This window comes from Polaribacter pacificus, assembly GCF_038024035.1.
GTDB lineage: Bacteria > Bacteroidota > Bacteroidia > Flavobacteriales > Flavobacteriaceae > Polaribacter > Polaribacter pacificus.
In genome coordinates this window covers 1,790,332-1,810,329 of record NZ_CP150664.1, presented here as the reverse complement: position 1 = coordinate 1,810,329, position 19,998 = coordinate 1,790,332, and the positions used below count along the sequence as shown (strand labels likewise).

At 33.4% G+C, this 19,998-nt stretch carries 18 protein-coding genes; 8 read left to right on the top strand and 10 right to left on the bottom strand.

Translation table 11 applies throughout. The features are described from left to right. Positions 1-2 precede the first annotated feature (2 nt). A complete protein-coding gene (gene recO / locus WHC90_RS08235; RefSeq protein WP_188597998.1) occupies positions 3-725 on the bottom strand; it encodes a DNA repair protein RecO in 723 nt (240 codons plus the stop codon). Further along, entirely contained in the window at positions 725-3,049 is a 2,325-nt protein-coding gene (locus WHC90_RS08230; RefSeq protein ID WP_188597997.1) for a two-component regulator propeller domain-containing protein, read from the bottom strand. The genes recO and WHC90_RS08230 overlap by 1 nt, the downstream gene beginning before the upstream one ends. A gap of 91 nt (positions 3,050-3,140) precedes the next feature. On the opposite strand from WHC90_RS08230, the gene WHC90_RS08225 reads away from it, so the two are divergent. Then, on the top strand, positions 3,141-3,629 hold the full coding sequence (locus tag WHC90_RS08225; RefSeq protein ID WP_188597996.1) for a CYTH domain-containing protein: 489 nt from the start codon (positions 3,141-3,143) through the stop codon (positions 3,627-3,629). A gap of 179 nt (positions 3,630-3,808) precedes the next feature. On the opposite strand, the gene trhA is transcribed toward WHC90_RS08225, so the two are convergent. Both trhA and WHC90_RS08215 read right to left on the bottom strand, forming a co-directional pair. Then, entirely contained in the window at positions 3,809-4,447 is a 639-nt protein-coding gene (trhA, locus tag WHC90_RS08220; protein WP_188597995.1) for a PAQR family membrane homeostasis protein TrhA, read from the bottom strand. Beyond that, positions 4,440-5,213 (bottom strand): lysophospholipid acyltransferase family protein, encoded by a 774-nt coding sequence (locus tag WHC90_RS08215; protein ID WP_229664892.1) that lies wholly within the window; start codon positions 5,211-5,213, stop codon positions 4,440-4,442. The genes trhA and WHC90_RS08215 overlap by 8 nt, the downstream gene beginning before the upstream one ends. A gap of 93 nt (positions 5,214-5,306) precedes the next feature. On the opposite strand from WHC90_RS08215, the gene trpS reads away from it, so the two are divergent. After that, on the top strand, positions 5,307-6,275 hold the full coding sequence (gene trpS, locus WHC90_RS08210) for a tryptophan--tRNA ligase (RefSeq protein WP_188597994.1): 969 nt from the start codon (positions 5,307-5,309) through the stop codon (positions 6,273-6,275). A gap of 1 nt (position 6,276) precedes the next feature. Then, positions 6,277-6,585 (top strand): DUF6370 family protein, encoded by a 309-nt coding sequence (locus tag WHC90_RS08205; RefSeq protein WP_340818954.1) that lies wholly within the window; start codon positions 6,277-6,279, stop codon positions 6,583-6,585. A gap of 6 nt (positions 6,586-6,591) precedes the next feature. Here WHC90_RS08205 and WHC90_RS08200 read toward each other — a convergent pair whose 3' ends face one another. Both WHC90_RS08200 and WHC90_RS08195 read right to left on the bottom strand, forming a co-directional pair. Then, a complete protein-coding gene (locus WHC90_RS08200) occupies positions 6,592-7,629 on the bottom strand; it encodes an NADP(H)-dependent aldo-keto reductase (protein ID WP_188597993.1) in 1,038 nt (345 codons plus the stop codon). 44 nt (positions 7,630-7,673) lie between these two features. Beyond that, positions 7,674-8,861 carry a phosphoglycerate kinase gene (locus tag WHC90_RS08195; RefSeq protein WP_188597992.1) on the bottom strand — a complete coding sequence of 396 codons (1,188 nt, stop codon included), beginning with the start codon at positions 8,859-8,861 and terminating at the stop codon, positions 7,674-7,676. Between the two features lie 107 nt (positions 8,862-8,968). Here WHC90_RS08195 and WHC90_RS08190 point away from each other — a divergent pair, with 107 nt between their 5' ends. Together WHC90_RS08190 and WHC90_RS08185 are read left to right on the top strand one after the other, a co-directional pair. Beyond that, positions 8,969-10,120: an ATP-binding protein gene (locus WHC90_RS08190; RefSeq protein ID WP_188597991.1), complete on the top strand. Its 1,152-nt coding sequence runs from the start codon at positions 8,969-8,971 to the stop codon at positions 10,118-10,120. Positions 10,121-10,137: 17 nt separating this feature from the next. After that, entirely contained in the window at positions 10,138-10,536 is a 399-nt protein-coding gene (locus WHC90_RS08185; RefSeq protein WP_188597990.1) for a DoxX family protein, read from the top strand. 151 nt (positions 10,537-10,687) lie between these two features. Here the strand turns inward: WHC90_RS08185 and WHC90_RS08180 are convergent, their stop codons facing one another. The 4 genes from WHC90_RS08180 to WHC90_RS08165 are packed head-to-tail and all read right to left on the bottom strand — an operon-like array spanning position 10,688 to position 16,962. Continuing rightward, positions 10,688-11,548 (bottom strand): class I SAM-dependent methyltransferase, encoded by an 861-nt coding sequence (locus WHC90_RS08180; RefSeq protein ID WP_188597989.1) that lies wholly within the window; start codon positions 11,546-11,548, stop codon positions 10,688-10,690. A gap of 54 nt (positions 11,549-11,602) precedes the next feature. Next, entirely contained in the window at positions 11,603-13,480 is a 1,878-nt protein-coding gene (mnmG, locus tag WHC90_RS08175; protein WP_188597988.1) for a tRNA uridine-5-carboxymethylaminomethyl(34) synthesis enzyme MnmG, read from the bottom strand. A 43-nt stretch (positions 13,481-13,523) separates the two neighbouring features. Then, positions 13,524-13,937 carry an rRNA maturation RNase YbeY gene (gene ybeY, locus WHC90_RS08170; RefSeq protein WP_188597987.1) on the bottom strand — a complete coding sequence of 138 codons (414 nt, stop codon included), beginning with the start codon at positions 13,935-13,937 and terminating at the stop codon, positions 13,524-13,526. Beyond that, positions 13,930-16,962, bottom strand: a complete 3,033-nt coding sequence (locus WHC90_RS08165; protein WP_229664891.1) for a DUF4175 family protein — start codon at positions 16,960-16,962, stop codon at positions 13,930-13,932. Before WHC90_RS08165 ends, ybeY begins: the two co-directional genes overlap by 8 nt. 367 nt (positions 16,963-17,329) lie before the next feature. Between WHC90_RS08165 and gltX the strand changes: the two genes are divergently transcribed. The 3 genes from gltX to WHC90_RS08150 all read left to right on the top strand — a co-directional run bounded on the left by gltX (position 17,330) and on the right by WHC90_RS08150 (position 19,996). Beyond that, positions 17,330-18,850 (top strand): glutamate--tRNA ligase, encoded by a 1,521-nt coding sequence (gltX, locus tag WHC90_RS08160; protein WP_188597985.1) that lies wholly within the window; start codon positions 17,330-17,332, stop codon positions 18,848-18,850. A gap of 1 nt (position 18,851) precedes the next feature. Then, a complete protein-coding gene (locus WHC90_RS08155; protein WP_188597984.1) occupies positions 18,852-19,607 on the top strand; it encodes a DUF481 domain-containing protein in 756 nt (251 codons plus the stop codon). 71 nt (positions 19,608-19,678) lie between these two features. Continuing rightward, positions 19,679-19,996, top strand: coding sequence for a heavy metal-binding domain-containing protein (locus tag WHC90_RS08150; protein ID WP_188597983.1), 318 nt, complete (start codon positions 19,679-19,681; stop codon positions 19,994-19,996). Positions 19,997-19,998: the final 2 nt, after the last annotated feature.

Below are 19,998 nucleotides of genomic sequence, written 5' to 3'. Positions count from 1 at the left end.
TTTTACGAAAAAACCGTTTCTAAAACAGCCAGTGATTTTGGTTTTTGAAAACCGTCTAACTGCAGTTCAAAATACCGAATTAATAACTGCAAGACTTGTTGTCTTTCTGTTTTATGAAAACTCACCGTATGGTAATTCTCTGTAGTTACATGAAACAGCTTTTTAAACTGTTTTAAGCTTTCACCTGTAAGTACTTCCTTATCTAAGATTTCATCGGTAAAAACACCGTCTAACAAATGAAAACCTTCTCTGTGATTTTCTGATAAATCAGGAAAAAAACCTAAGTATCGGGTTAAATTAAACAAGAAAAAAAGGTGAAAATTTGAGACCTCATCATGGGTGTCTAACCAAATAATAGAAGACTCTAAATAGTCAAATAAGGGCTCATTTTCTTCTTCTTCTCGAATAGTTTTACCCAGCATTTCTGCCAAAAAAAGAACAATGGTTTGTTTAAATATTTGTGCGTGTATGCTTTGAAAAGGATGTGCAATATGCACTTCTCGAATACTGTTTAAAGCTCCTTTAGTATTGTGGTTTGCTTCGATATAAAGCTGATTAAGTGGCTGAAAATAGGCGGGCTTTAATTTGGATTTCCGTGCACTTAAAACACCTTTTAAAAGATAGCTTTTTACCCCTTCTTTTAGTGTAAAACAACGGACAATTAAACTAGTATCGCTGTATTTAATAGCACTTAAAACGATTGCTTTGGTTTGTACGAGTGCCATTAGTTAATTACTGCGATTTTTGTACTTGAAGTTTCTGATCCATCTTCATTAATAATAAGCACAATATACACTCCCGAAGCAACTTTTACGCCCGCTAAATTTTGTTTGTTCCAAACCACTTTACCTCCTTGTACTTCTTGCCCTTCAATCACATTGGTTTCATAAACAAGATTCCCTGATACATCTAAAATTTTAACATTAGCTCCTTTGGGCAAATGCTGGCCGTTTCTACCATCAATCGTAATGGATTCATGCTGCTTTAAGGCTGGATTTGGATAGGCGTAGACCTCTGTCAAAACCTCTCCAAAAGTAGCAACCTCACTATTGTAGGCAACCACTCCTTTATCGGTGGCAAAATAGACCTTACCATTGCTAGTATCAACGCTAATCTTTAAAATTTTATTAGAAGGCAAGGGTGAATTGTCTTTGTTAAAAGCTGCAAGAGTAGTCAAACCGCTTGGGTTTGTATAAACCACTCCTCCGTTTTCTGTACCAAACCACTTGTTGTCTGCTCCATCAACTGCAATGGTGTTAACGGTTTGATCTCCTAAGAGTTTTTTAGGGATTCCATCGTCCAAAATAATAATAGGAGAGGCATCATAAACATTTGCATCAAACAGGCTATTGACATCGCTAAAAACAACCAGACCAGACTGTGTTCCTATCCAGACTTTATTATTTCTATCAACAGCCAAGGCTCTTACATTGGGGTGTGGTAAACTCCCTTTGGTGATTTCTGTAGTTAAGGCTTTCTTTTTTTGATCATTTTCATTAAAAACATAAACTCCATTTCTTCGGGTACCAATCCAAACATTAGAGCTGCGGTCTATAACTACTTTATTTGTTTCTTGGGCGGAATTACTCTGTAAGCTGCTTAAATCAAAACTCAACCAGCTACCATCAGGTAGCAATTTTTTTAACTTTTGAGAACCCAGAGCATCAGCTACCCATAAGTTTCCTTGATCGTCAAAGGCAGAACCGCTTATTCTTGTCGTAATTCTGTTGGGATTGCTAGGAAATAAATCTTCTAAAGGGCTATTCTGTGAAGAATAAAAATTGGCTTGGGTATCATCAATGACTTCTAACAAACCACCTCCTGAAAAATAATTTCCAGAATTAGTATCGGCAAAAGAACTGATAAAAACACGATTCTCATGTTTGGTATCGATCGTAATATTTACAAGGTCATAAATGGGGTTTAGGCTGTTTGGAGTCGTATTTACCCATTCATTTCCATTATAATGACTATACCCTTTCAATAAACCTAATGGTACGTAAGCAGTATTATAACCACCATAAACCACCCAGAAATTGTTTTGATGTGCCTCTATAGCAAATACTTGATTGCTAATAGGACCTGTTGGGTGAATCTCTTTAAAAGAGTTTAAACTTGAAAGTTCTGAAGTTAACAAACCGTACTCCTTAGTTCCTAAAAAGACAACATTATCAACAAAAGTGGCGGTATTTAATGAAAAATTAAATGTGGTATTGGGTTTTACATTTGCCAACTCCGTAAGATTGGCAGCATAAAAAAAAGCTTCTTTTAAAAGGCCAACAGAAAGTGCGTTTGCTGAACTCTGCAAACTTTGAATTGCTGTGGAATAATTTTTTACCGGTAACAGGTTTGCTGCTTGTAGCTCATACAAATCAGTATTTGAACTTGTGTAAATTTTATCTTGAAATACCGCAACCTGATTGAAATTTCCTTGAACAAGGCGGGTCCAGTTATTAAAATCAATTAGGGATTTGTTATTGATATCAGCAGAGTAAATTCCATTTTCTGTTGCTGCATAGATTTGATCAGCATAAATGGTGAGGTCATTAATTTTTAATGATGAAGAACCACTACCTATAAAATAAGTATCGCCAAACTCCAAAGCAGCAATATCATACACAATGATCGCAAAAGGAGTTGCTAAATAAAGTTTTTGGTTGTGCTCATAAATAGCTGTAATTTCCTTTTCGCCAGATTGATCAAAGTTGACAATATCAGCGGCGATGGTTATATTTCCATCGACATCTAGAATTTCTAACAAGCCATTTTCATAGCCAATAACTAAAATATTACTCGATTCACTATAGTGGATTGCAGAGGTTGTTTCTCCAGAAAAACCAGATACTGAAGACATCTTTTGACTAGTATTACTGCTTAGATCATAACTAAAAACTGCATTGTCAGTAATTGCAAAAATACTGTTTCCAACCTTCTCAAAATCCTTGACATTATTGTAGGAGTAAAAATCTTCCCAACGCTGTGAATAATCAGTCTGGGCTGTGATGTTGATTGATATGAATAGCCAGGCAAAAAGGCACAATTTTTTCATGGAACTTTTTTAAAGTACTCTCAAAGATATTTAATAATTGTAAGAATAACGATAAAAACAATACTTTAGTGCAAAAATCAAAAGCCTTCTTATGAATCTTGAAATTGAACGAAAATTTTTAGTAAAAAGTACTGTTTTTAAACAAGAAGCAACTCAAAAGAAGTATATCAAACAGGGCTTTTTAAACAAGGATCCAAATAGAACTGTAAGGGTTCGGATTTTGGATGATTGTGGCTATCTAACCATTAAAGGGCTCTCAAATAAATCTGGAACAACACGTTTTGAATGGGAAAAAGAAATTAGCCGTGTTGACGCTGAAAACCTATTCTTACTTGCAGAAGTGGGGATTGTTGAAAAGTTTCGATATTTTGTAAAATCTAAAGAACATACCTTTGAGGTTGATGAATTTCTTGGAGATAACCAAGGTTTGATCATTGCAGAAATTGAATTAAATTCTGAAGACGAGGTTTTTATTAAACCCGATTGGTTAGGGCCTGAAGTTACAGGAGAACCTAAGTATTACAACACAGTTCTGAGCAACAATCCATTTAAAAATTGGGCACAAAAAAACCTCGAATAAAAATTCGAGGCATATAATAAACCTACCCCCTAAATAAGATTTATCTTTTACCTAAAAGATTTTACAATCAATTAAGCGAAACAAATATAGATTCTTTTTTATTGATTTACAAATAATTAAGGAAATTAATAAAAAGTGTAAAAATGAAGTTAGCTGAGAACTTTATAAAAAGAACAATACTAGCAATACCAATACACGGCTATAAAATGTGAACAAGTTCCTAGTAAAACAAATAAATGAAAAATTGCGTGGTTGTAAGGTATCTTTTTAATGGCATATAAAACTGCGCCAACGGTATAAAAAACACCTCCTGTAAATAACCAAAAAATACCATTAGTTGCAAGTTGTTCTGTGAGTGGTTCAATAGCAAAAACAATTTGCCAGCCCATTAAAACATACATTAGTGTGGATAACTTGTCAAATCTTCCCGTAAAAAAAAGTTTGAGAATGATCCCTATTAAAGCCAATCCCCAGGTAATAAAAAAAATCGTATTTCCTGTGCTTCCAGACAAGCTAACTAATGTAAAAGGAGTGTAGGTACCCGCAATTAAAACGTAGATAGCAGCATGATCTACAATATTTAAAATTCTTCTTTTTTTTGGATCTTTGGCGGCGTGATAAAAGGTAGATGCTGCATATAAAATAATCATACTAAGGCCAAAAATTACAAAGCTGGCTGATTGGGTAAAGCTTTCATAGTCCATTGCTTTTAACCACAAAAAAGGCAAAGAAATAAGGCTTAAAATCAAGCCAAATCCATGACTGTAAATGTTTAAAAACTCTTCCTTTTTAGAATATTTATGTACTGATTTACTCATTGTTTTTTAATCTGTTGGTGTCTTTCATATAGGCCGCATCCTTTTCTAAGGCAGCATAAAGTTTTTGGTACAAACTAGCTTTAAGAGCTGCTGCTTGTTTTTTTTCTAATCCTTGGGTTGGGATGCTTGCAAATTGTTTAACTCTTAAGACTCCTGGAGACCCTTTAAAAATAGTCCAAGAAAACAAGCGTTTACAATCGTAATAAAGTGCAGGCACAATTGGTATTTGATGTTCTATGGCCAAACTAAAAGCTCCGTTTTTAAACGGGCTTAAAACAACATCTTCTGTTGGAACCAACCCTTCTGGAAAAATAGCGACACTAGTACCGTCTTGAAGTCTTCGTTTTGCCTTCATATACACGTCTCTTCTGCTTTTTGGACTTGTTCTATCTACTAAAATGCAAACCTTTTTATAAAAAAACCCAAAAACAGGAATTTTAGAAAGCTCTGCTTTGCCCACAAAAACAATCGGGTTTGGAACCATGGCTATTAAAATAAAAGGATCTAACATAGACGTGTGATTAGGACAAAACATATAACTTTTATGTCGATCTAATGGTTCTTCTATTTGTGTTGATAGGCGAAATCCCATGCAGAAAATCAAAGACTTAGAAAAAAATCGGATGATTTTATACAAAAAAGGATAATAGCTTTCACGTGTTGTTAAAATCAATAAAAAAGGAATCATTAAAAGTATGGATACGCCAAAAAAAACATAAAACCACAGGCGCCAAAGTATGCGTAAAAAATTTCTAATCCATTCCATAAGCGCCAAATGTAGTAATTTATATTCTTATTAGATTTTAATCATTAAAACTGTATTTTTGTGTCAATTACTTAGAGCTAAAAAAACAATCAAATGTCAAGAATTTTAACAGGGGTACAAAGCACAGGAACTCCACATTTAGGAAATTTATTAGGTGCTATTTTACCTGCCATTCAGATGGCAAAAGACGCCAAAGAAGAAACCTTTTTGTTTATTGCAGATATGCATTCATTAACACAAATTAAAGATGCAAAAGAACTGAAGGGAAACACCTATAGTGTTGCTGCTACTTGGCTGGCCTGTGGATTAGACATTAATAACACTGTTTTTTACCGTCAAAGTGATGTGCCAGAAACTACCGAGTTAACCTGGTATTTAAGCTGTTTTTTTCCATACCAACGGTTAACACTTGCGCATAGTTTTAAAGACAAAGCAGATCGTTTGGCTGATGTAAATACAGGACTGTTTGTATATCCAATGCTTATGGCTGCCGATATTCTATTATATGATGCAGAAGTTGTCCCTGTAGGAAAAGATCAATTACAGCACTTAGAAATGACCCGAGATGTCGCTAGTAGATTTAATCATGTTGTTGGAGATACTCTTGTATTGCCAACCGCTAAAATAAATGAAGAAACTCAATTGATTCCTGGAACTGATGGAGAAAAGATGAGTAAATCTAGAGATAACTTTATCAATATATTTTTGGATGATAAAAAACTGCGCAAGCAAATTATGTCTATTCAGACAGATAGCACTCCTTTAGAAGAGCCTAAGGATCCAGAGACTGATAATGTTTTTGCCCTATATAAATTATTGGCTTCTGAAGATCAAATTAAAGAAATGCGCGACAATTATCTTGGCGGAAATTATGGTTATGGACATGCAAAACAAGCCTTGTTTGAATTAATACTTCAACGCTTCGAGAAAGAAAGAGAAACCTATACCTATTATATGAATAACCTTGAAGAAATTGATAAGGCATTAGAAGTAGGTGCACAAAAAGCCAGAGCTGTTGCAAAAGAAGTACTACAGAGAGTTCGATCAAAAATAGGTTATTAAAATGATGAAAAAATTAGTAGTGCTTAGTGTCTTGTTATTTTTTGCATGTTCAGAAAATAAAGAAAAAACCTTTGTTGCCGAAGTTTCTTGTGGGCAATGTCAGTTTCATTTAACAGGACAAGAAGGCTGTGATTTGGCTATCAAGTTTGAAGGTAAAGCCTATTTTGTGGATGGTGCACATATTGATGATTTTGGCGATGCCCATGACAAAAATAGCGGTTTTTGTGAGGTGATAAGAACCGCAGAAGTTACAGGAAAACTAGAGAACAATCGTTTTAAAGCAACTTCTATTAAACTTATTGAAAAGTAAACACTCTTACGGTGCCGGGTTTGGAATCAGTTTATGAACCTCATTTATTTGATCAATTATATCTTTTGATAAAACAATATTGATACTATTAAGGTTCTCTTTTAACTGACTCATTTTAGTGGCGCCAATTATTGTGCTTGTTAAAAAAGGAAGTTGATTGACAAATGCCAAAGACATTTCTGCCAAGCTCAACCCGTGTTTTTGAGCGATCTCTTGGTATTTTAATACAGCAACTTCTGATTGTTTACTCGAATAACGACTGTAATTTGGAAACAAGCTTACGCGAGCATCTTTTGGTTTATTTCCTTGAGTATATTTTCCGGACAATACCCCAAAAGCCAAAGGAGAATAGGCCAATAAGCCTACATTTTCTCTCATAGAAACCTCAGACATTCCGTACTCATAAGATCTATGCAATAAGGAATACGAATTTTGAATACTTACAACTCTAGGGAGGCTATGTTTATGGGCTGTTTGTAAATACTGTAAAGTTCCCCAAGGAGTTTCGTTAGAAAGACCTATTTGTCTAATCTTACCTACTTTTACAAAAGCATCTAAAGTCTCTAGGATCTCTAAAAAATCTCCAGGATGTTCTTTGTGTTTTTTATAGGGATATTCTCTGACCCCAAAACAATTTACACCGCGTTCAGGCCAATGAAGCTGATATAAATCAATATAATCTGTTTGTAGTCTTTTTAAACTGTTTTCTAAGGCTTCATTAAGCGCCCTTTTACTAAAACCGTCGCTGCGAATGTGTGCTGTATGAGCACTGGGCCCTGAGATTTTAGAAGCCAAAACCACCTGATCTCTTTTCTTGGTTTTTTTGAGCCAAGTCCCTATGATTTTTTCTGTAGATCCATAGGTTTCTGGTCTCGCAGGCACAGAATACATTTCTGCAGTATCTATAAAATTAACGCCCTTATCTAAAGCAAAATCTAGCTGTTGATGTCCTTCTTCTTCTGTATTTTGCTGTCCCCAAGTCATAGTTCCAAGGCAAATTTTGCTCACTTTAATATCAGTAGTTCCTAAGGTCGTATATTTCATATGCTTACTCTGCTTCGTTATATGAAGATTGCTCTCCGTTTTTTTTAATTTAAAATCGCTTCAATTCCCGGAAGGGGTTTCCCTTCTAGCATTTCTAACATGGCTCCTCCTCCAGTAGATACGTAACTAACCTTGTCTTCAAAACCAAATTGTTTAACAGCGGCAACAGAATCTCCTCCACCCACTAAAGAAAAAGCGCCTTTTGAAGTTGCTTTTGCAATGGCGTTTCCAAGCTCAATAGTTCCTTTAGAAAAGGCTTCCATTTCAAAAACTCCTAGTGGACCATTCCATAAAATAGTTTTAGATTTCGCAATCACATCTGCAAAGATTTCTGAGGTTTTAGAACCAACATCTAATCCCATCCATCCATCTGGAATGGCATCCGTAGCAACCTCTTTTATATTTGCATCATTGCTAAAAGCATCTGCGATAATTGCATCAACAGGTAAGTGAATTTGTACGTTTTTTTCTTTGGCTTTTGCTAAAATAGCCAATGCAAGATCCAATTTATCTTCTTCAACTAAAGAATTTCCAATTTGGCCTCCTAGTGCTTTTATAAAAGTAAAGGTCATACCTCCTCCAATGATAATATGATTTACCTTGTCTAGTATATTTTCTAAAACACCAATTTTAGAAGATACTTTTGCGCCCCCTAAAATGGCTGTTACTGGTTTTACACTGTCATTTAATACCTTATTAATACTTTCTATTTCTCTAGACAACAAGGCTCCAAAACATTTATTTTCAGGAAAAAATTGAGCAACAATTGTGGTGGATGCATGTGCTCGATGAGCAGTTCCAAAAGCATCGTTTATATAGATATCGCCTAATTGCGCTAATTGTTTTGCAAAATCAAGGTCTCCTTTTTCTTCTTCGGCATAAAAACGAAGATTTTCTAATAATAAAACCTGTCCTGGTTCTAGGTTTGCAACTGCTTGTTGGGCTTTATCACCAATACAATCCTCTACAAAACCTACTTGAACACCAATAATTTCTTCTACTTTATCTACAATGTGTTTTAAAGAAAATTTGTCTTCTTTTCCTTTAGGTCTGCCTAAATGAGACATTAAAACCACAGAACCTCCGTCTTCTAAAACTTTGATTATACTTGGTTTAGCTGCAAAAATTCTGGTTGCATCGGTTACTATAAAATCAGCGTTTAACGGCACATTAAAATCTACTCTAATTAATGCTTTTTTTCCGTCGAAATTAAAATCATTCAGTGTTTTCATTGTACATAAAATTTTTACAAATGTACTTATTTATCCATGGGATAAAAAATTGAAAAACCCAGAATAGACATCCTTAATTAGCACATTTAAAATCCTATATTTGTACTATGTTTTTTAAAGACGTACTTGGACAAGAATATATTAAGAGCTACTTAAAGAGTTCTGCAGATAATCACCGCATCCCTCATGCACAGTTGTTTGTAGGCAAAGAAGGCAGTGGCACCTTGCCTATGGCCATAGCCTATGCCCAATATTTGTTGTGCTCTACCTCTGATAACAAAGAGGCCTGCCAATTAAAATGTGCAAATTTAGCACATCCTGATTTGCATTTTGCCTTTCCGGTTACGACCAACGATCAAGTTAAATCACATCCAATCAGTGCATTATTTATGACCGAGTGGCGTGCCTTTATGAAAGAACAGCCTTACGGGAATTTATACAATTGGCTACAGTTTATTGGGGTAGAAAACAAACAAGGTTTAATTGGTGTCGATGAGGCAGCAGATATTGTAAAATCCTTAAAACTAAAGTCTTACGAAGGAGGTTTTAAAGTGATGATTATTTGGATGCCCGAAAAAATGAACAGTGCTGCCGCAAATAAACTGCTAAAGCTTATAGAAGAACCACCAGAAAAAACCATCTTTATTTTAGTAACAGAAGATGAAGAACAACTTATTAGCACTATTACTTCTCGTTGTCAAGCCATCTACTTTAAAGCCATCTCTGAAAAAGAGATCACAGATGCTTTAATACACAAAGAAAAAATATCAGAAAATGCAGCGATAAAAATTGCACATTCTGCAGAGGGTAATTATAACAAAGCCTTGCATCTTTTGCATCATGATGCTGGCGATGACCTCTTTGAAGAGTGGTTTATTGTTTGGGTTCGAGCAGCTTTTAAAGCAAAAGGAAACGCTGCTGTTATAGAACAGTTGGTAGCCTGGAGTGATACCATCGCTAAATCAGGAAGAGAAACTCAAAAACATTTTTTAAAGTACTGTTTGCAATTTTTTAGACAGGCTTTACTTTATAATTATCAAGCACAATCACTTGTTTTTTTAGAAACTAAAACAGCCAACTTTGATTTAAAAAAGTTTGCTCCATTTGTGCATAGTGCAAACATACTAGACATTGAAAAAGAATTAAACTCAGCACTATACCATATAGAGCGAAATGGAAATGCAAAAATTATTTTACTAGATTTATCTATAAAACTAACCCGTTTATTGCACAGTAAAGAGCCTGCTATAAATAACTAACTTACAACCATTAACCTATGTCACTACTTCAAAATTACCCAACAGAAATTTTAATCTTGATTTTTTTAATTGTCACTTTTTTACAATCTGGAGTTGATAAATTAATTGACTGGAAAGGAAATGTATCTTTTATAAAAGGTCATTTTGCAAACTCACCTTTAAAAAACTCTGTTCCCCTACTTTTGGCTACAATTTTAATTTTAGAGCTTTTAGCAAGTGCTTTGATGATCGTAGGTGTTTATCAGTTATTTGTTGATGGAACAAAAACAGCCGCTTTGCTTGGAGTTGAACTTTCTGCATTAACTCTCATCTTTTTGTTAATTGGTCAGCGTCTTGCAAAAGATTATGCTGGAGCAATGACCTTAGCAGTATATTTTGTAACCACCATTTTTGGAGTGTATCTTTTATCTGCCTAATGATATAAGATAATCTTATTGAAATTTTGTTTGTTATAAAAAAAACAAATAAAAAAACCGCTTAAAATCTTCGTTTTAAGCGGTTTTTTTATTTTTTATTGGTATTTAGGTGTTTTAAAGCTAATCAGCTTAGAAACTAGCTCGTAAACGATTATTTGTCCTTTTTAATCAGGTATATCAATGAAGAATATTCCGAAGACTTCCTAGCCTTGATATTTGATACAAAACCAATATAAAAAGCTTTGATAAAATTATTTTTTGAATTCTTATACTTTTCACTTAACAATGAAACATAATACGAATCAAATTTCATTGGAAGTATTTTAAAAACAGACATGGCTCTTTCTTTCATTAACTTAGAAATAGCTTGTTGTGAAAAATGCCATACATGTCTTGGTACATCATAAGCTGCCCAAAAATTTTTATAATACTCGGCGTCATAACTATTAAAATTTGGAACGGCGATGATTAAAACACCGTCTTCTTTTAACAATTTTTTTATTTGGTTAAGGTATTCATCTAGTTGTTCTACATGTTCTAAAACATGCCATAGAGAAATAACATCATACTGTTGATTTTCTAAAGCTGTTAAATCTTCAAAAACAGAAATCCCTTTGCTAGAAGCTAAATTTCTAGCTCCTAGATTAGGTTCTACTCCTGTCACCGACCAGCCGTTTTCATTGGCTTGTTTTAAAAAATCTCCAGTACCACAACCCACATCTAAAAGTAGTTTAGTAGAGCTGTTAAATGAATTGATCAGCTTTACCTTTTTTTGTAAGGTAAATTTTCGAACCCCTTGATAAATTTTATCTACTATTGTTTTGCTGGTGTTGCTATGAGAAATATAAGCAGGGCTTTCATAGTATTTTGAAAGCTGTTCTGGAACAGGTTGTGTAACTAACAAATTAAACTCTTTGTTTATTAATAAAGAAAAAGGTTCGTTTGAAACACTATAATCTGTACAATCTAAATAGGGTTCTAAATTATTATAAAGTTCTTCTGTGCTAGTCATTTTTTAAAATTTCATAGAATGTTCCACATGGAACATATAGATATATCTTTAAATTTATCGCCCCATATAAACCAACAAAACAGAAATATCACTTGGCGAAACTCCGCTGATTCTACTTGCTTGAGAAATACTGGTTGGTTTAATTTTTAATAACTTTTCTCTAGCTTCATATGATAATGATTTCACTTTGTTATAATCAAAATGTGAAGGAATTACAACATTCTCTAATCGATTAAGTTTATCAGCATTGTTCTTTTCCTTTTCTATATAACCAGAATATTTTAAGAAAATTTCTACTTGTTCAATAATCTCTTGATCAATTTGATTGGCTTCAATATAACTTTTTAATGCAGGAATCTCAACAAAATCAGAAAAGGATAATTGAGGTCTAGCAGCAATTTTAAAAAGCTTCATCGATTGATTAACAAGCGCTAAATTATTGTGCTCAAGTATAGGATTAATTTGTTCTTTAGTAACGCTAAGGTTGTTTAAAAAATCTATTAATTCTTCTGATTTTTTCTTTTTCATTACAACGCGTTCCATGCGTTCTTCTGATGCCAAACCAATTTGATATGACTTAGGTGTTAATCTAAGATCTGCATTATCTTGTCTCAATAAGGTCCTGTATTCAGCACGAGACGTAAACATTCTATAGGGCTCTTCTGTTCCTTTTGTAATTAAATCATCAATTAAAACTCCAATATAAGCTTCGTTGCGTTTTAATATAAAAGGCTCTTTGTTTTGCACTTTTAGAGCGGCATTAATTCCAGCCATTAAACCTTGAGAAGCTGCTTCTTCATAACCAGTGGTTCCATTAATTTGACCAGCAAAAAATAAGTTTTTAATTAACTTAGTTTCTAAACTGTGGCTTAATTGGGTTGGTGGAAAAAAATCATATTCAATGGCGTAACCATATCTAAAAAACTTTACATTCTCAAAACCTTCAATAGATCGAATAGCTTTATCCTGAATATCTTCTGGCATAGAAGTAGAAAAACCATTTACATAGATTTCTACCGTATCCCAACCTTCTGGTTCTACAAAAATTTGATGACGGTCTTTGGTTGCAAACCTGTCAATCTTGTCTTCAATAGAAGGACAATATCTAGGACCTGTACTTTGAATTCTACCATTAAACATTGGAGAACGATCAAAGCCTTCACGAAGCAAATCATGAACCACAGAATTGGTATAGGTTAGATAACATGAACGCTGTTTTTGTAAAGCTTGAGTACTTGGTAAATATGAAAACTTTTCAGGGTTTTCATCACCAGGTTGTTCAACCATTTTTGTGTAATCTAAAGAACGACCATCTACACGTGGAGGTGTACCTGTTTTCATTCTACCAGATTCAAAACCCATTTTTACAAGGTCTTCTGTAATTCCTGTTGAAGCACTTTCACCAGCTCTACCTCCACCGAAAGTTTTCTCTCCGATATGTATTAAACCATTTAAAAAAGTACCCGCTGTTAAGATAACGGTCTTTGCTTTAATATGAGTACCTAATGCAGTTTTAACCCCAACAATAGTATCACCATCAAACAACAAACCATTTACAGAGTCTTGATAAAAATCTAAGTTATCCGTTTGCTCTAACATATTTCGCCATTCTTCTGCAAAACGCATACGATCAGATTGCGCACGAGGACTCCACATAGCAGGTCCCTTAGATTTATTTAGCATTTTAAACTGTATGGCTGTTTTATCAGTAACGATAGCACTATAACCACCAAGAGCGTCAATCTCTCTAACAATTTGACCTTTTGCAATTCCACCCATAGCAGGATTACAACTCATCTGAGCAATATTCTGAAGACTCATAGTGATTAAAAGAGTGTGAGCTCCCATATTTGCGCTAGCTGCAGCAGCTTCACTCCCGGCGTGGCCACCACCTACCACAATTACATCGTATGTTGTTGTAAAAAGACTCATTGTATATGTTTCACGTGAAACTATTTAATTAACTAGTTGTTTATCAATTACTTATAAGCTGTAAATAATAATTTTCTTTAGAACGCATTTCGCTTTTCTCTGCTACCGTTTTATCTTTATATCCAAGATAATGAAGAATACCATGAATCATAACCCGGTGAAGTTCTTCTTCAAAAGAAACCTTAAAGATTTCAGCATTTTCTTTAACACGTTCAACAGAAATAAAAATATCTCCAGAAACTAAAGTACCCATGGTATTGTCAAAACTAATGATGTCAGTTAAGGTATCGTGTTTTAAAAAAGTTACATTTAAATTATGAAGATAATCATCGTCACAAAAAATATAATTGATCTCTCCTAAGCTATGATTTTCTGATTCTATACATTGTGAAATCCAATCTTTTAGATCAGCTTCATTCGTTAGCTTAAACTCAAATTCAAAATTAAATTCAATCATTAGTAGACTTCTCTTGTTGCTTCTTAAAATACTCTTGTACTTTAAGCTTATAAATTTTTTGCAAAGGTAGCGATTGTCTATTTAATATCTCTGTTTGGTTGTAAAACAACTTCTGTATGATTAAATCTTTTTGAAGAGCTTTAAACTCTTTAAAATTAGTCTTAGATTTTCTCTTAGAATCTTCACCTTGTTGCTGACTGGCTTCTTCTAATTTTAATAAATTATACGCTAGCTGCTCCATCCGTTGGATAGTGCCTGGATTAAAACCTTTTTCTAAAATTTCATTTTCTAGCTCTTCCATACTTTTTAACACTTCTTGAGTTTGAGTATTATTTGTTCCTTCTGAACCCATCGATTCTTTCATCGCATCTCTTAAAATACTTTGCTCTTGGTAAATTTGATATAATTTTTCATCTAGTTCTTCTCCCCCACCAGAAGATCCTTTATTTTTTTCTTGTCCTTGCTTATTTTCTTGTTGGATTTTACCAGATTTCATTTGCTTTGTCAACTCTTGTTGTTTCTGAATAAGGTCTGGAAGGCTAAATTGTTTACCTCCTTTTTTCCCTTTTCCTGAAGAAGAATTTTTAGATTGTTGCATATTGTCAAGCAGTTCACTTAAAAAATCAGCCAAGTTATTCACAGAGGTCATTACGTATTGCTGATTAGAAACACCGTTGTTAAAACGGTTATCAGCAAGATTAGAAAGTGCTTGATCAATATTGTAATGCGCATCTGTTAGATCTGCTTGAATTTTTACAGAAATATCAGGAAGTTTCATTGACAAGACATATAAGCTATCGTCTATATGCTCAAAATAGGTTTTAAGGGTGTGTTGTTTTTTTAACTCTTTTCCAAAATCAGGATGTGTCACATCAATCTTAGAAAATTGATCCATTAAATCTTCTTGTTGAAAAGAAAAATTTAAAAGGTTTTTTAAAATCATTTTTAAAGAATCAATGTTAGCATCGAGCATTTCACCTTCCATTGCCATCATGGCTTGTTGAAGTTTTTCACTCATTTGCTTAAGCTGTTTAGAAACCTTTTGTTGATTCTTTTTCTGTTGATTTTTATCTTGCTGTGGCGTCTGAGTCTGTTTTAAGGATTCATTAATTTGATCTTGCTCTTCTTTGGTATCAGGAATTGACATAGGTTCTTTAAGAGCATTATTGTCTTCTTCAAGCGTATTTAGTTCTTTACGGAGCTCTTCAAAATCTTTAGCTATCTGTGATTGTTCTTGTAAAGAATCGGTGTTTTTTTGAGATAGCTGCTCTTGCTTTTTAGCAAGTTGATCTAATTTCTCACTAATCTGCATGGTTTTTTGCTCCACATAAAAACGTTTGGTTAGTTCTAAAATTCGTTCTAAACTGCGTTCTTGTTGTTTGTTTTGAGTACTGAGTTTTTGAACTTTTTTAAGAAGGTCTTCTTTGTTAAGTGATTGAGCAAGTTTTTTAAGTTCTTCTAATAACTTTTGTTCTTTTTCGAGCTTTTTTAATTCTTCTATACGTTGTTGTAATGCAAGTTTTTTTTCCTGAATTGATTTCTGATCTTTAGGTTGTTGTTCTAAATTTTGTTGGAGTTGATCCTCTTGTTGCAGCATCATTTGTTTGTACTGTTCTTGACGCTTAATAAATTGATCAATATTTTTTTTATCAGTCCAATTTATATTTTTAGTGTTTTTAAGGTTTTGCTCGATCTCTTTTAAAGAATTGCTTTGTTTTTTTTGTTTCTCTATAGATTGTTCAATGTTTTGTATTTCTTTTCTTTGATCCTCTAGAGTTTTTTGCGCAATCTCCTCAGCTGTTTTTTTTCGAAAGGAAAATTGTTCACTTAGCGTTTTCTTACTGCCGTTTACAGCATCATTATCAAAGGCTCTAAAAAAGACCACATACTCTTGCCCTTCTTCTATCTTTAGTGCTCCAGGAAATTGTTCATAAAAAGTAAGTTCATCAGCTTCTTGAGTATCTAGCTTTACATAGTGCTTGGCCTCTGGTTGTTTTTTTAAATAGTAAACCAGCTCAAGTTTTTGTATACCATAATCATCTGTGGCTCTACCGGCAAATTCAAGACTTTCCCCATTTAAACTATCACTTAGTGAAACAATCTCTAGCTTTGGATACGCATCAGGGATGACTTTAATATCAAACTGTAAGGTTTCAAAATTAGATAGAGCTTTATTTGATGTACTTATTTCATAAGCAAGTTGCCTTAAAATGGTTTTGTTAAATTGAAAACTATTTTCTGTGCGTTTTTCAAAATTTAAACGATCCTTAGCAGTAATAAAAGAAACAGTGTCAGTTTGTTTTGTCTGAAGATTCCAGGTGATATTTGTCCCTTCAGGCACTGTAAAATTACCAGTGTTGTTAATGGTCTCATTATTCATCCTTAGATACCTAGGGTACGAAAGTAAAATACTTAGGTTTTGAATGGTAGGAGTTGGAATCACATCGATACGATAGTTAGAAGAACGGATTCCGTTTGCTTCTATATAAAAATCAAGAGGTTTAGTGACAGAATTAAAGGTATAAACAAACTCATTAATTTGGTTGTTCTGCATAAAATAACTCTGCTCATCAAATATAATTTTAGTTTGAGATGGAACTTCTTTACCCCTAGTAATAAACTTAACGCTAATAGATTTTCCCTCAACAACTTGTAAATTTTTATTTGATAAAACAAAAGAAAAAGGCGCTGGAGGAGTAAATGCAATTGTTGGTTGAATAACCCTACTTAATGAACTCTCAAAAATGGTAATATTACCCGTAATCCAAATTATAAAATAAATAAAAACAGGAATAAAAGCATATTTTAAATACTTTAGATTGGTTTTAAAATTAACAGCTTTTACAAAGGGTATAGGCTGAATTTCTTTAGATTTCTGAGCGATGCTAGCCAATAACAAATCAGAATCTTGCTTACCAGATTTAAGTTGAAGTAAGTTTGTTAATTTATCGTTGATCTCTGGAAAATGATTCCCTATTAGTTTGGATGAGTCTTCTAGACTGATTCCTTTTTGTAATCCAACCAATTTAAAAAATGGGACTAAAATAAAACGAAAAAACAAAATCAATTCTACTATCAGAAAAAGTCCAAATAGCAGAGTTCTAGCTAAGGGAGCTAACCAAAAAAAATACTCAATAAAAAGGGTAAAAATAAAATACAAACACCCTAAGGCAAAGAATAAAATCAAGCCTTTTATAAGTTCATTAAGGTAGTACTTACGTACAAACTGATGAATTTTTTTTTCTATGTGTTGGTCCCTTGTCATATATAAAACACTAAAATTAATCATTTTACAGAACAAAGTCATTAAGAATCTAATAAAGCAATCTATTTTGTCTTTTTTTTAGGAAGAAACTAAAGTATCTTTGCCTTTTATATTTTATATTTTTTTTATGGAAAACGTTAGAGTGCGATTTGCCCCTAGTCCTACGGGACCATTACATATTGGAGGTGTTAGAACGGCCTTGTTTAATTACTTATTTGCAAAAAAACACGGTGGAACATTTGTTTTACGTATAGAAGATACAGATCTAACCCGATATGTTTCTAATGCAGAACAATATATTAAAGACGCTTTAGAATGGTGTAAGATTCCTTATGAAGAAGGTCCAGGAAAAAATGAAAAATTTGGCCCATACCGTCAATCAGAACGTAAAGATATTTACAAAAAATATGCCCAAACACTAATAGATACTGGGAAAGCTTACTATGCATTTGACACCGCAGAACAATTAGATGCGCATAGAAAAGATCACGAGTCAAACGGAAAAACTTTTATTTACAACTGGCACAATAGAGAAAAAGGACGTTTGGTAAACTCTTTAGTCTTAAGCAAAGAAGAAACACAAAGTAAAATTGAGGCAGGTGAAAACTATGTGATCAGATTTAAATCTCCACAAGATGAAACGCTCATATTGCAAGATGAAATTAGAGGATCTATCAGAATAGATACTAATACTTTAGACGATAAAGTACTTTTTAAATCAGATGGAATGCCTACCTATCATTTAGCAAACATCGTCGATGATCACTTAATGGAAATTAGCCATGTAATTCGCGGAGAAGAATGGTTACCATCAATGCCTTTGCACGTACTTTTATACAATGCTTTTGGTTGGAATGCTCCAAAATTTGCCCATTTGCCATTAATCTTAAAACCTGTTGGAAAAGGAAAATTAAGCAAACGCGATGGAGACCAATTAGGTTTTCCTGTCTTTCCACTAGCCTATACAAATGAAACGACTGGTGAAGTATCAAGAGGATATAAAGAAGACGGATATTTTGAAGATGCTTTTATCAATATGTTAGCACTTTTAGGTTGGAACCCAGGTACTGAGCAAGAACTTTTTTCTTTAGAAGAACTTTCTAATACCTTTGATTTAAATAGAGTAAGTAAATCTGGAGCAAAATTTAGCCCGGAAAAAGCACGTTGGTTTAATCAACAGTATTTACAAACCAAAACAAATATAGAACTTGCTGAACATTTTAATCCTTTGTTATCAGAAAAAGGTGTTCAAACTGAACTGGCTTATGTAGAAAAAGTAGTGTCTTTAATTAAAGAACGCGCCGTGTTTGTATCAGATTTTTGGGATTTATCTAGCTTCTTTTTTGAGGCCCCTAAATCTTATGATGAAAAAGCCTCTAAGAAAAATTGGAAAGAGGGCACATCAGAATTGATGTTAGAGCTAATCAGTGTCCTAGAAAACTGTAGTTCATTTACCTCTATCGATACAGAAAATAAAGTAAAAGAGTGGATTGGTATTAAAGAAATTGGTTTTGGAAAAGTTATGCAACCTCTTCGATTGAGTTTGGTTGGCGCCTTAAAAGGACCTCATTTATTTGACATTATAGAAATGATCGGAAAAGAAGAAACCATCAATAGAATTCAAAAATCAATCAAACAACATTGCTAAAATGCAAAAGCTGCTGTTTTTTTTAGGTTTTCTTTTTTGTTATACCCTTGTAAACGCACAGGTTATTAATATAGAAAATTTACGAAAAGACGTTGATGATACTGGTTTTTATGGAACAGTTTCTCTAGATCTAGAACTCTCAAAAAACACCAATACTATTTTTGCAATATCTAATGAATTAAGATTGCAATACACGAGTGGTAAAAATAACTTTATGCTTATCAACGAAGTTGATTTTAAAGAACTCAATAAAAACAAGTACACTAATAAAAGCGTTCAACACTTGCGCTATAATTATTCACTGACAAAAACAACTACTTTAGAGGCTTTTATACAGATTCAAAAGGATCGAGTGTCCTTTATCAATCACCGAACATTAATTGGAGCAGGTACACGCTTTAAAATCTCAAAAAAACCAAACTATCGTTTTTTTATTGGTACATTAATCATGTATGAGCATGAAAATTCACTTGGAGTTCATCAAGATGTAATAGATCAAGATTTTAGAGCCAATATGTATGTCTCTTTTGGTTTATATCCTTCTAAAAATCTTAGAATCATTAATACTACCTATTACCAACCAAAAATAAAAACCTTTTCTGATTACAGAGTCTCAAGTGAAACAACCCTAGGAATTACTGTTTTTAGAAACTTACTAATTACTACTTCTTTTTCTTATCAATTTGATACGCTTCCCGTTCTAGGAGTACCTTTAACCCAATACAAATTAGAAAATGGAATAACTTATACTTTTTAATATTTCCTATTTTGTAACAACTTTGTAAATTTTCGTCTAATTTTGTAATTAACGACTTAAATTTTTAGATTATGATTATAACGACAACCCCAAGAATTGAAAACAACGAAGTTCAAGAATACTTAGGTATTGTAACCGGCGAAACCATTATTGGCGCAAATATTATCAAAGATTTTTTTGCTGGTATTAGAGATATTGTTGGAGGTAGATCAGGATCGTATGAAAAAGTATTAAAAGAGGCTAAAGACATTTCATTATTAGAAATGGAACAAAGAGCCTTGGCTATGGGAGCCAATGCAATTGTGGGTGTTGATTTAGATTATGAAACTGTTGGTCCAAATGGTGGTATGCTAATGGTAACAGCTTCTGGTACAGCAGTAAAAATATAAAA

Excerpts from the sequence above, each read along its gene's own strand:
- WHC90_RS08150 (WP_188597983.1), top strand. The coding sequence starts at position 19,679 with ATGATTATAACGACAACCCCAAGAATTGAAAACAACGAAGTTCAAGAA.
- WHC90_RS08215 (WP_229664892.1), bottom strand. The coding sequence starts at position 5,213 with ATGGAATGGATTAGAAATTTTTTACGCATACTTTGGCGCCTGTGGTTT.
- trpS (WP_188597994.1), top strand. The coding sequence starts at position 5,307 with ATGTCAAGAATTTTAACAGGGGTACAAAGCACAGGAACTCCACATTTA.
- WHC90_RS08205 (WP_340818954.1), top strand. The coding sequence starts at position 6,277 with ATGATGAAAAAATTAGTAGTGCTTAGTGTCTTGTTATTTTTTGCATGT.
- WHC90_RS08230 (WP_188597997.1), bottom strand. The coding sequence starts at position 3,049 with ATGAAAAAATTGTGCCTTTTTGCCTGGCTATTCATATCAATCAACATC.
- WHC90_RS08200 (WP_188597993.1), bottom strand. The coding sequence starts at position 7,629 with ATGAAATATACGACCTTAGGAACTACTGATATTAAAGTGAGCAAAATT.
- WHC90_RS08185 (WP_188597990.1), top strand. The coding sequence starts at position 10,138 with ATGTCACTACTTCAAAATTACCCAACAGAAATTTTAATCTTGATTTTT.
- mnmG (WP_188597988.1), bottom strand. The coding sequence starts at position 13,480 with ATGAGTCTTTTTACAACAACATACGATGTAATTGTGGTAGGTGGTGGC.
- ybeY (WP_188597987.1), bottom strand. The coding sequence starts at position 13,937 with ATGATTGAATTTAATTTTGAATTTGAGTTTAAGCTAACGAATGAAGCT.
- WHC90_RS08195 (WP_188597992.1), bottom strand. The coding sequence starts at position 8,861 with ATGAAAACACTGAATGATTTTAATTTCGACGGAAAAAAAGCATTAATT.
- WHC90_RS08190 (WP_188597991.1), top strand. The coding sequence starts at position 8,969 with ATGTTTTTTAAAGACGTACTTGGACAAGAATATATTAAGAGCTACTTA.
- WHC90_RS08225 (WP_188597996.1), top strand. The coding sequence starts at position 3,141 with ATGAATCTTGAAATTGAACGAAAATTTTTAGTAAAAAGTACTGTTTTT.
- recO (WP_188597998.1), bottom strand. The coding sequence starts at position 725 with ATGGCACTCGTACAAACCAAAGCAATCGTTTTAAGTGCTATTAAATAC.
- WHC90_RS08155 (WP_188597984.1), top strand. The coding sequence starts at position 18,852 with ATGCAAAAGCTGCTGTTTTTTTTAGGTTTTCTTTTTTGTTATACCCTT.
- WHC90_RS08180 (WP_188597989.1), bottom strand. The coding sequence starts at position 11,548 with ATGACTAGCACAGAAGAACTTTATAATAATTTAGAACCCTATTTAGAT.
- gltX (WP_188597985.1), top strand. The coding sequence starts at position 17,330 with ATGGAAAACGTTAGAGTGCGATTTGCCCCTAGTCCTACGGGACCATTA.
- trhA (WP_188597995.1), bottom strand. The coding sequence starts at position 4,447 with ATGAGTAAATCAGTACATAAATATTCTAAAAAGGAAGAGTTTTTAAAC.